Genomic DNA, 10,848 nt, shown 5'->3' on the forward strand with positions numbered 1-10,848 from the left:
GTTTCAACCCGCCTTCTGCTCGGTAGAAGTGACATCGGCCAGGGTGTCCGGGGTGCACCGCAGATCACCGATCATCAACACGTTGTTTTCACTGCGATGGCTGTTCGCATCGAGGCGGAACTGACACAGCAACTGGTTGCCCTGACGCACTTCCAGGGTTGGCGCCCCGGCGTTCATTTCCATCGAGAAGAAGCCATCGACTTCCGTCACCCCCCGGCTCGCGTGGTTGATCACGTGATGGCCCTTGAGCGGCCGGCCCTGGGCATCGACCAACCGACCCAGCACAGTCAGGGTTCTCATCACCCGGACCTTGCGGTACTCCACCCCGCCCTTGTTCATGTGGTAACGGGTCCGCGCCGGCTCAATGGTCGCGGCCGGGGCGTGATTGCCCTGGAAGTCGAAGCTCACCGAACTGTTCTGGTACGCGGTGATCGGGATGAAATTGCGCCCCGGTTTCAATGCCGCACTGCCGCCGCTGTAATCGTCGGCGCGCAGGGCGATGCCATCGATGTCCGACTCGACGTCGACGATCATCCCCGCGCCGCGGGTTTCGCTCTGACTGGTCAGGATCATCTGGTCGGCGCCCATGACCAGCGTGCTGTCGAGGTTCAGGCCACCGGTAAAGTTGCCGTTGTAGGAGGAGCGCTGCACGAATCCGTCGCCATAAACGACATCCGTGTGGAAACTCGCCAGGCTCGACAGGCCCACGCCATAGGTGTCGCTCAGCGCGGTGACCGACACGTTCTGCAGCACGTGATCCTTGAAGTCCTTGCGCCAGCCCAGGGACGCATTGTTGTCACGCCCGCCTTCACGGGCGGTGCGCGAACCGATGCTGCCGGTGATCTGCTGGCCGGGCGGCCCCAGAGCCAGATTGATACTCAGATCGACCCCGCGATTACGCTCGTCACCGCTGCTGAACGTGCCCGGTCGGTCAAACAGCGACAGACGCCAGTTGGCGTCGCTGCCCAACAGCGTCGTGCGCTGGGTCCAGCCAAGATCCACGCCGACGCCTTCGGTGTTGCCATCGCTGTGGGAAACCCGGGCGTTGAGCGAATTGCGGCTGTCGAGTCGATGGTTGAGTGCCAGCGATGAGTTGCTGGTCTGCCCGACGAACACATTGCGCTGGCGAATCCGCGTGCCATCCGGCAGGGTTTCGTAGAGATCGGTGGTATCGAGCCAGCTGCGGTTATGGCTGACCACCAGACTTCCGGCGCCGTAGTTGTACAGCCCTTGCAGGTCGAGGCCGGTGCCATGGTCCTGGGTTTCATAGATGTTGGCGAACAGGCTGACGCTGTTGGCCAGCGTCCAATCGATGGACGTGCCGTACTGCAAGGTGTCGCGTATCTGGCGTGCCGACAGGCCGAGAATCATGCGCGGGTGCAGCAGATAGTTGATCGAAGCCCCGGCCGTGGGATCGCCGGTGACCTGGTTGTCCCAGTTGCTCAGCAGTTTGCTTTCCTCACCGGCAAACAGGTTGTAGCGCCAGCGGTCATCGAGATTGCGCCAGTTGTTCGGCTTGTAGACCAGCTCCTGAGTGGTCGAGGTGATCTGGCCGTCCTCGATCAACCGCACCTCCACGTCATAGATACCGCCCGGCAAGGGACGCGTGTCGAGGGTCTGCAGGCCCGCAGGCACCGACTGGGTGTTGATCAATAAACCGTCACGCAGGATCTCTACCGACGCCTGACGGTTGGCCGTGACGTAAATCGGGTACACGCTGGGCTGAGGCGAATTGATCGCCAGACTGTCGGAGCTGCCATACATCACCCCGACCGTGGTGTCGGGGCTGGCACCGAAGGAACGAGGCTGGCGCATCAGGCCTTCGGAGGCCGGCGTGAAATACCCCAGACGCAGAAAACTGCCCTGCAGTTCGCGCTGGGTGTGCAGCTCATGGACGGCGTGATAAAGCTTGTCGTCCGGGCCGCCGAGGCGGGCCAGCTGCATGTTGAATGTCTGGGTCCAGTTGCCCAGGCTGCCGCTGGCCGCCAGGCCGAAGCGCCCGCCCAGATCCTGATCCTGGCCACCATTGAGGTTGAGCTGATTACGCACGATCAGGCCGCTGCTGCCACCCTCGGGTTGCTCATGGAAACGCTTGGCCTCGGTGTCACGTTCGGCATTGGCCGTCACGATCGACACCAGCGAGCTTTCCAGGTTGTAGTGCAGCGCAAGCATCTGCTCGGGGCATCGTCCGCTACAGGCACCCAGTGCGACGCCGGGCTTGAGATAGTCGGCCCAGACGTCCCGCTCGAAGGCGCTGAAACGGCTGTCGCTGGTGTCGGTGAATTCCAGCAGCGTCAGGCGATCGTCACGGGACAGCACCACCATGGCCTCGCCCAGAGGCTGTTGGTCGAGTTCGACCCGTACCGCCAGCGGAACATCAAAAAAGTGCTCTTCAAAATCCGCCGGCAAACCTTTGGCCTGCGCCAATAAACTTCGCGGTGTCGTACCAGAGGCGGCAGGAGCCGCCATGGCTGCGGCACAAAACAGCAACGCAAGTGCAGCCGCGATGGGCGTCATCGGGAACATGAACAGTTACTCTGATTGCAAACAGACAAGAAGTCCGACTGACAGAAACTTCCGTCAGCCGGATTTTGTTACTTCCAGACGTTAGAGCGAGCCGAGTACCGGATCCACGGCATCGAACATCATGGTGACCGCGCCGGTGTAATCACCCGGGGTGAAAGTGGAGCCTTTGGCGGTGATGCTGATCGGTGCGCGATAGTTCACATTGGATTCGGTTTCACCGACCACCAGTTGCGGTGTCTGGGTGAGCACGACGTTGTTGAACTTGACCTCCAGATCGATGATGCTCGAGCCGCCCACCAGCTTCGGCACGCCTTCCAGGTAACCATGCACCGAGCCGTTGTTGTTACGAGTGTCGAAGAAGCCGTTGACCGGTTTCATGCTGCCGGTGATCGGGCTGAAGCTCATGTCCTGGTCCTTGTTGACCAGATCCGGATCGACCGGAACCACATAGAAACCATTGGTTGGAACGTGAGCGATCAGGCTGATGGAGTGACGGGCTTCGCCGGCAGCAAACGCCATGGAAGAACCCAGTGCCAGAACAGCCAGTGGAGCAGCGAGTGCGATTTTCTTGAACATCGTTCATTACCCTGTCTTTATAAGATTGAGCATTGAAAGTTCAAACAACGCCGGCCGATATCGACGGTGTGGCTTTGAAGTTTCAACGCCGGGGCATGATCGACTGTTCGCCATTGAATGTAAGCAGGCAACTTCCCACGAACGCGTAGTTAATCACCCCTGCAACTGGAAAGAAAAAAGAACAAAATCTTCAAATATAAAACAATGACTGTAAGTTATAGACTACCGACACTTTTCTCTGAAAAACCATACAGCAACTTCAGCAAGAAGAATGGGGGGCCGAGTGCAAATTAGAACATAAGCTCAACGATTAATAGAGTGATGACTTTAACTTTTTAGTTATGGTCGTATGGATGAGGTTTCCAGACTCACTGCCACGCACCGTTCGTCGCTGGCGTCGTCTTCGGGTCAGAAAATCCTTGCTCGCACGAAAAGATATATCTTAAGTTGTATCTAAATACGACGAGAGAAGACTGAAATGAGAGACCATCATTCCCCCCACCGCGAGCATGGCGACAGCCGTGACGGCTTCGAAAAACGCCACGGCCGCGAGCGCGGCGGTCGCGGCCCACGGGTGTTTGCCCCCGGCGATCTGAAACTGCTGTTGCTGGCGCTGATCGCCGAACAGCCCTGCCATGGCTACGACCTGATCCGCCAGATCGAAACCATGTTCGACGGCGCCTACAGCCCCAGCCCCGGCGTGATCTACCCGACCCTGACCTTTCTTGAAGAAAGCGAAATGATCAGCGGCGATGCCGACGGCGGGAAAAAACGCTACGCCGTGACCGATGCCGGTCGCCAGTCCCTGAGCGAACAGGCGGTGGCTCTGGACGGCGTGCGCATGCGCATCGACGTCAGCAAGCGCTCGCTGCGCGGCCATGATCGCCCGCCGGAAATCCACGAAGCGGTGCATAACCTGCGCCATGCCCTGCAGATGCACCACGGACGCTGGAGCCCGGAAGAAATCCTGCGGGTGCGCGACCTGCTCAATGACACCGCCAAAGCCATCGTCGACGGCCCCGCCGTTCAATCTGCCCCGGAGAAAGTCGAATGACTGAAGTACAGACCCAAGGCATCCATCGTGTGATGCACGAAATCAAACGTCGCCGCCTGGAAGTGTTGCGCGTCGTCGACCTGACTCCGCGCATGCGCCGCATCACCCTCGGCGGGCCGGAACTGGCCGGCTTCATCAGCCTCGGTACCGACGATCACGTCAAACTGCTGTTCCCGCAGAACGCCGAACAGGCCGCGGCGCTGGAAACCCTGGTGCTCGGCGCTGGCAAGAGCGACGTGCCGATGCCCGAAATGCGCGACTACACCCCGCGCCGCTACGACCTCGACAAGCTTGAGCTGGACATCGATTTCGTACTGCATGGCGATGGCCCTGCCTCGACCTGGGCGGAGCAGGCCAAGCCCGGGCAATTCCTGCACATCGGCGGCCCGCGTGGCTCGATGATCGTGCCGGACATCTTCGACAGCTACCTGCTGATCGGCGACGAAACCGCCCTGCCCGCCATCGCCCGCCGCCTCGAAGGGCTGGCGGCCAATCGCAAGGCGCTGGTGGTCATCGAAGTGGAAAACGGCAAGGAGCAGCGAACGCTGGAAAGCGCGGCGCAGGTCAACGTGATCTGGGTTTTGCGCGAGGGCGGCAAAGACAATCTGCTGACCACCGTCAAACAATTGCAGGTGCCCAAGGGCAATCTGTATGCGTGGGTGGCGACCGAGACCAAGGTTTCGCGGCAGGTCCGCCGGGTGCTGCTCGATGAGCACGGACTCGACGAGAAGTTCGTCAAAGCGGTCGGTTACTGGCGCGCAGAAGGCTCCGAAGAAGAGTGAATACGAGCGGCGGCGCTGCTAAAGGCGCCGCCCCTGCCAGCGGTCGATGCCAATCACCAGCAACGCAATCAGCACAAACCCCAGCAGAATCCCCCCGGCATTGATGAACACCTGTGGATAACCCAACAGCGCCACGTCGATGAACGGATACGCGTAAGCCCCCAGCAAATGCCCGCGCAACAGCGCATAGGCGAAGTACACCAGCGGATAAATCAGCCACAGCGGCAGGTGCTTCAGACGCAAGCTGCCCTTCGGCACGTACAACCACCAATAAGCCAGGAACAGCAGCGGCATCACGTCGTGGAGCAATTCGTCAGCGATAAACTGCCAGCCCTGCGGGTGCCACAGATGTCGCAGCAGAATGCTGTAAGCCAGGCCCACCACCGCAATGCTGACGGCAATCCCGCTGCTGACCCACGGTTGCAGAAACCAGCGTTGTGCTGCGGATTCGCGATCCGTCACCGCACAGGTCAGCACCACCGCCACCAGGGTGTTGGTGATCACGGTGAAGTAGCTGAAGAAACTGACCAGCCCGCCCAGCAGACTGGCGCCGACGCTCAGCCGGGCGAAGAAAATCAGGTACAGCTGAATCCCCAGCCCGGCCCAGCCCAGCACCGCAGCCGAAGTGATCAGGCGTCGCCGCCATACGGCGTTCATCTCAGAGCGGACGCTTGGTGCGCATCAGTTTCACGTACAGCCGCTCGACTTTCTCCCGCGCCCAAGGTGTCTTGCGCAAAAAGGTCAGGCTCGACTTGATGGTCGGATCGCTCTTGAAGCAACGGATGTCGATGCGCTCGGCCAGGCCCGACCATTCGTAGTGGGTCACCAGTGCATTGAGGATCTGTTCGAGGGTCACGCCGTGCAGCGGATCGGGATTGTGGTCGTTCATGCCGGGCCTTTGGGCGAAGTGAAAATACAGAAGCCGCGCACCTTAGCCGAGGGCATGGGCGGGTGGAAGGCCTTGGGTTAAATGTAGGCCAACCGAAGAAGATCGCAGGTCTGCGCCAACGCCCGCAATGCGCTGTATTGCCGCACTGTTACCGAATCCGAAAGGGTTCATGTCTGCAAAAGCCCTTTGTGTTTTTGTAACAGAACATTATCCTGCCGCCCTTCTGCTGAACCGCTTCACTGCCTGCGTCAAATCGTAGCGGCCAGCTTATCCCCCAAAAAGATCAAGAAAGACCCTATTCATGCCCGATTTTCCGTTCTCCCGAGACAGCGCTATCTCCACCCTGCGCCTGATCGGCGGCTGCACCGCCCTTGGCCTCGCCACCTGCACCCAGGCCGCTCCGGCCTTCGACAGTGAATCACCGTGGATGCTTGGTGACTGGAACGGCACCCGCAGCGAGCTCGCGGCAAAAGGTATCGACTTCAAGCTCGACTACACCGGCGAAATGGGCAGCAATCTGCACGGCGGCTACGACCACGACCGCACCGCGCGCTACAGCGACCAATGGGGCCTCGGCACCCATCTGGACCTGCAAAAACTGCTGGGCTGGAACGACGCTGAATTTCAGCTGACCGTGACCAAACGCAGCGGCAACAACATCAGCAACGACCGCATCAACGACCCGCGCGTCGGTGGCTTCACCTCGGCCCAGGAAGTCTGGGGCCGTGGCCAGACCACCCGCCTGACGCAGATGTGGTACCAGCAGAAATTCTTCGACCAGAAGCTCGACATCAAGGTCGGCCGCTTCGGCGAAGGCGAAGACTTCAACAGCTTCCCGTGCGACTTCCAGAACCTGGCGTTCTGCGGCTCGCAGGTCGGCAACTGGGTCGGCGGCATCTGGTACAACTGGCCGGTCAGTCAATGGGCGCTGCGCGTCAAATATCACCTGACGCCAGAGCTGTACGCGCAAGTCGGCGCCTACGAGCAGAACCCGTCGAACCTCGATCGCGGCAACGGATTCAAGCTCAGTGGCAGCGGCACCCAGGGCGCAATCCTGCCGATCGAACTGGTGTGGAAGCCGAAGCTCAACGGCCTGCCGGGCGAATACCGCGCCGGTTACTACTACAGCAACGCCAAGGCCACCGACGCCTATAAAGACAGCAACGGCCAGCCCGCTGCCCTGAGCGGCGAAGCCTATCGCAGCGCTTCGAGCAAACACGGCGTGTGGCTCGGCGTGCAGCAACAGATCACCAGCGTGGCCAGCGACAACTCCCGTGGTCTGAGCGTGTTCGCCAACGGCACGATGCACGACAAGAAGACCAACGCCATCGACAACTACGTCCAGGCCGGCGTGGTCTACAAAGGCCTGTTCGACGCCCGTGCAAAAGATGACATCGGTTTCGCCCTGGCCCGCGTTCACGTCAACCCGGCCTACCGCAAGAACGCCGAGGCGACCAACCAGGCCCACGCTGTCTACGACTACGACGATCCGTCCTTCCTGCCACCACAGGACACCGAATACAGCGCCGAACTCTATTACGGCGTGCACGTCACCAACTGGCTGACCGTGCGCCCGAACCTGCAATACATCCGCCATCCGGGCGGTGTGGACAAGGTCGATGACGCGCTGATCGGCGGGATCAAGATCCAGTCGTCGTTCTAATCCAGCGCACGCGGCTCAGTCCTGCGAAAGAAATTCGATAGCAAGACAAGTTTTTATCTGAACCATGCCTGCGCCCAATCGTCATCTACAGTGACTACAGCGCGGGACTACATAAACGTCACGGAGAATCACACTATGAGCACTGAAGGTGCTTCGAGTCGAAGCCGTCTTCTGCCGAACCTGCTCGGCATTCTGCTTCTGCTGATGGGCCTGGCCATGCTGGCCGGGGGAATCAAGCTGAGTACGCTCGGCGGCTCGCTGTATTACCTGCTGGCCGGTATCGGCATCACGCTGACCGGCATTCTGATGCTGATGCGCCGTCGCGCAGCATTGGGCCTGTACGCCATCGTGCTGTTTGCCAGCACCGTCTGGGCGCTGTGGGAAGTCGGCCTGGACTGGTGGCAACTGGTGCCGCGCCTGGCACTGTGGTTTGTCCTCGGTTTCGTGATGCTGCTGCCGTGGTTCCGTCGCCCGCTGCTGCTCGCAGGCCCGGCGCCGATGGGCACCGGCGGCCTGACCGTGGCCGTGATTCTGGCCGGCGTCACCGCCCTGGCCAGCCTCTTCACCCACCCGGGCGAAACCTTCGGCGAACTGGGTCGCGACACTGCCGACACCACCAGCACCGCCCCGCAAATGCCGGACGGCGACTGGCAGGCCTACGGCCGCACCGAATTCGGTGACCGCTACTCGCCTCTGAAGCAGATCACTCCGGCCAACGTCGGCAAGCTGCAAGAAGCCTGGCGCATCCAGACTGGCGACCTGCCGACCGCCGATGACCCGGTCGAGCTGACCAACGAAAACACCCCGCTCAAAGCCAACGGCATGCTCTACGCCTGCACCGCCCACAGCAAAGTGCTGGCGCTGGACCCGGACACCGGCAAGGAACTGTGGCGCTTCGACCCGCAGATCAAGAGCCCGGTCGGCTTCAAGGGCTTCGCTCACATGACCTGCCGTGGCGTGTCGTACTACGACGAAGCCGCTTACGCCAAGTCTGAAAACGCGGCGTCCGCTGTCATCTCCGAGGCCGGCAAAGCCGTCGCCCAGGCCTGCCCGCGTCGCCTGTACCTGCCGACCGCCGATGCACGCCTGATCGCACTGAACGCCGACACCGGCAAGATCTGCGAAGGCTTCGGCACCAACGGTGTGGTTGACCTGACCCAGGGCATCGGCCCGTTCACCGCCGGTGGCTACTACTCCACCTCGCCTGCCGCGATCACCCGTGATCTGGTGATCATGGGCGGCCACGTCACCGACAACGAATCGACCAACGAGCCATCGGGCGTGATCCGCGCTTTCGACGTGCGTGACGGTCACCTCGTCTGGAACTGGGACAGCGACAAGCCAGACGCCACCGAGCCTTTGGCGCCGGGCGAAACCTACAGCCGCAACTCGGCCAACATGTGGTCGCTGGCCAGCGTCGATGAAAAACTCGGCATGGTTTACCTGCCACTGGGCAACCAGACCCCGGACCAATGGGGCGCCGACCGCACCCCGGGCGCCGAGAAATTCAGCGCCGGCGTCGTGGCACTGGACCTGGCCACCGGTAAAGTGCGCTGGAACTACCAGTTCACCCACCATGACCTGTGGGACATGGACGTCGGCAGCCAGCCAACCCTGCTGGACATGAAAACCGCCGACGGCATCAAACCTGCGCTGATCGCTCCGACCAAACAGGGCAGCCTGTACGTCCTCGACCGTCGCGACGGCACGCCGATCATCCCGATCAAGGAAATCCCGGTGCCCCAAGGCGCCGTGAAAGGCGACCACACCGCCCCGACCCAGGCCCGTTCGGACCTGAACCTGCTGGCCCCGGAACTGACCGAAAAAGCCATGTGGGGCGCCAGCCCGTTCGACCAGATGCTGTGCCGCATCCAGTTCAAGGAACTGCGCTACGAAGGCCAATACACGCCTCCGTCGGAACAGGGCAGCCTGATCTACCCGGGTAACGTCGGTGTGTTCAACTGGGGCGGCGTCTCGGTCGACCCGGTTCGCCAGATGCTGTTCACCAGCCCGAACTACATGGCCTTCGTCTCGAAAATGGTGCCACGCGAGAAAGTCGCGGCCGGCAGCAAGCGCGAGAGCGAAACCGCTGGCGTACAGCCAAACACCGGCGCGCCATACGCGGTGATCATGCACCCGTTCATGTCGCCATTGGGCGTACCGTGCCAGGCTCCGGCCTGGGGCTACGTCGCCGGTATCGACCTGACCACCGGCAAAGTCGTCTGGAAACGCAAAAACGGCACCAGCCGCGACAGCTCGCCAATCCCGATCGGCTTCACCCTGGGCGTGCCAAGCATGGGCGGCTCGATCGTCACCGCCGGCGGCGTCGGCTTCCTCAGCGGCACCCTCGACCAGTACCTGCGCGCCTACGACGTGAACACCGGCAAAGAACTGTGGAAATCGCGTCTGCCTGCCGGCGGCCAAGCGACCCCGATGACCTACACCGGCAAGGACGGCAAGCAATACGTCCTGCTCGTGGTGGGTGGTCACGGTTCGTTGGGCACCAAGATGGGTGACTATGTGATTGCGTACAAACTGCCGGAATAAGTTGTAACGGCGGTAAAGAGAAAGGCGATGCCCTGTGAGGGGTGTCGCCTTTTTTGTGGGCTGCGTTTTTTTACACAGGGTGTGTATGTCCTACAGACAGAGTGTTTGCAGGGGATGTTTCTGACATGTCGCGTCGGTTGTGGCTCGGAAATGGTGTGGATAGGCTTTGGGGGTCGCTGCAAATTCAGCGAACGGGCGTCGCGGCCCTACTTCTGAGGCATAATTGCCGCCGCTTAACAGCAGCACCTCAAGTGCTTGTTTATGGTGGCTGTGCGCGGGATACCTTCGGGTATGCCGAATGCCTCAGGTCGGTCCGCGAACCCGCGTACAGCTGCCACCCCTCTTTTTGCGTCGCGGCAATTAGAGGAATGGACCAATTCCTGAGGAGTAAAAAATGAAAAAACCAACACCCAATCCCCCCGAATCAAACGACACCTCGCCATACGAATCCCCTGATTCAAAGAAACTCCACGACGCCGCCGAACGCGCGCTCGACCACCATTTCAATCCCATCCCCAAAAAATGCCCCGGCCGCCGACCGAGCAAGATGTTCCAGATCTCCCCGGACATGGACGATGAAACGCTGCTAGCCCATGCCTGTGAGTCTTTGGCCACCGCCAGTGTCATGGCCAGTGATGTAGCGGCTTTTGTCGATACCCCGCAGCGGCATCGGATCCTGGGGATTCAGCAGGTGATCATGCTGGCGGAACTGGCGGTGAATCGGGTGCTGGATAATGTCGAGGTCAGTCGATATCCGGCATAAATGCTGATGAGGTCTCTGCGGGAGTCAGGCTTGTGGTGAGTCAGTCAT

9 protein-coding genes are annotated in these 10,848 nt (G+C 60.9%); 5 read left to right on the forward strand and 4 right to left on the reverse strand.

Going from position 1 to position 10,848, the window contains the following annotated elements:
- Positions 1-3: 3 nt before the first annotated feature.
- Both K3819_RS23500 and K3819_RS23505 read right to left on the reverse strand, forming a co-directional pair.
- Positions 4-2,526 (reverse strand): CS1-pili formation C-terminal domain-containing protein, encoded by a 2,523-nt coding sequence (locus K3819_RS23500; RefSeq protein WP_064599205.1) that lies wholly within the window; start codon positions 2,524-2,526, stop codon positions 4-6.
- An 81-nt stretch (positions 2,527-2,607) separates the two neighbouring features.
- Positions 2,608-3,102, reverse strand: a complete 495-nt coding sequence (locus tag K3819_RS23505) for a CS1 type fimbrial major subunit (protein ID WP_064599207.1) — start codon at positions 3,100-3,102, stop codon at positions 2,608-2,610.
- A gap of 478 nt (positions 3,103-3,580) precedes the next feature.
- Between K3819_RS23505 and K3819_RS23510 the strand changes: the two genes are divergently transcribed.
- Positions 3,581-4,156 (forward strand): PadR family transcriptional regulator, encoded by a 576-nt coding sequence (locus K3819_RS23510; protein WP_221398044.1) that lies wholly within the window; start codon positions 3,581-3,583, stop codon positions 4,154-4,156.
- Entirely contained in the window at positions 4,153-4,938 is a 786-nt protein-coding gene (locus tag K3819_RS23515) for a siderophore-interacting protein (RefSeq protein WP_221398045.1), read from the forward strand. The genes K3819_RS23510 and K3819_RS23515 overlap by 4 nt, the downstream gene beginning before the upstream one ends.
- Before the next feature lie 18 nt (positions 4,939-4,956).
- Here the strand turns inward: K3819_RS23515 and K3819_RS23520 are convergent, their stop codons facing one another.
- Both K3819_RS23520 and K3819_RS23525 read right to left on the reverse strand, forming a co-directional pair.
- On the reverse strand, positions 4,957-5,595 hold the full coding sequence (locus K3819_RS23520) for a Pr6Pr family membrane protein (protein ID WP_221398046.1): 639 nt from the start codon (positions 5,593-5,595) through the stop codon (positions 4,957-4,959).
- A 1-nt stretch (position 5,596) separates the two neighbouring features.
- Positions 5,597-5,827, reverse strand: coding sequence for a VF530 family DNA-binding protein (locus tag K3819_RS23525; protein ID WP_007956650.1), 231 nt, complete (start codon positions 5,825-5,827; stop codon positions 5,597-5,599).
- Between the two features lie 301 nt (positions 5,828-6,128).
- On the opposite strand from K3819_RS23525, the gene K3819_RS23530 reads away from it, so the two are divergent.
- From K3819_RS23530 to K3819_RS23540, 3 genes are all read left to right on the forward strand, one after another.
- A complete protein-coding gene (locus K3819_RS23530) occupies positions 6,129-7,490 on the forward strand; it encodes a carbohydrate porin (RefSeq protein ID WP_221398047.1) in 1,362 nt (453 codons plus the stop codon).
- A gap of 135 nt (positions 7,491-7,625) precedes the next feature.
- Positions 7,626-10,037 carry a glucose/quinate/shikimate family membrane-bound PQQ-dependent dehydrogenase gene (locus K3819_RS23535; RefSeq protein WP_221398048.1) on the forward strand — a complete coding sequence of 804 codons (2,412 nt, stop codon included), beginning with the start codon at positions 7,626-7,628 and terminating at the stop codon, positions 10,035-10,037.
- A gap of 394 nt (positions 10,038-10,431) precedes the next feature.
- Positions 10,432-10,800 (forward strand): DUF6124 family protein, encoded by a 369-nt coding sequence (locus tag K3819_RS23540; RefSeq protein WP_221398049.1) that lies wholly within the window; start codon positions 10,432-10,434, stop codon positions 10,798-10,800.
- Positions 10,801-10,848 lie beyond the last annotated feature (48 nt).

Origin of the sequence: Pseudomonas sp. 3-2 (assembly GCF_019710535.1) — a bacterium.
In the GTDB taxonomy this organism is placed as follows: Bacteria; Pseudomonadota; Gammaproteobacteria; order Pseudomonadales; family Pseudomonadaceae; genus Aquipseudomonas; species Aquipseudomonas pharyngis.

Coding starts and splice junctions, on each gene's coding strand:
- K3819_RS23510 (WP_221398044.1), top strand. CDS start 3,581: ATGAGAGACCATCATTCCCCCCACCGCGAGCATGGCGACAGCCGTGAC.
- K3819_RS23540 (WP_221398049.1), top strand. CDS start 10,432: ATGAAAAAACCAACACCCAATCCCCCCGAATCAAACGACACCTCGCCA.
- K3819_RS23505 (WP_064599207.1), bottom strand. CDS start 3,102: ATGTTCAAGAAAATCGCACTCGCTGCTCCACTGGCTGTTCTGGCACTG.
- K3819_RS23500 (WP_064599205.1), bottom strand. CDS start 2,526: ATGTTCCCGATGACGCCCATCGCGGCTGCACTTGCGTTGCTGTTTTGT.
- K3819_RS23515 (WP_221398045.1), top strand. CDS start 4,153: ATGACTGAAGTACAGACCCAAGGCATCCATCGTGTGATGCACGAAATC.
- K3819_RS23535 (WP_221398048.1), top strand. CDS start 7,626: ATGAGCACTGAAGGTGCTTCGAGTCGAAGCCGTCTTCTGCCGAACCTG.
- K3819_RS23525 (WP_007956650.1), bottom strand. CDS start 5,827: ATGAACGACCACAATCCCGATCCGCTGCACGGCGTGACCCTCGAACAG.
- K3819_RS23520 (WP_221398046.1), bottom strand. CDS start 5,595: ATGAACGCCGTATGGCGGCGACGCCTGATCACTTCGGCTGCGGTGCTG.
- K3819_RS23530 (WP_221398047.1), top strand. CDS start 6,129: ATGCCCGATTTTCCGTTCTCCCGAGACAGCGCTATCTCCACCCTGCGC.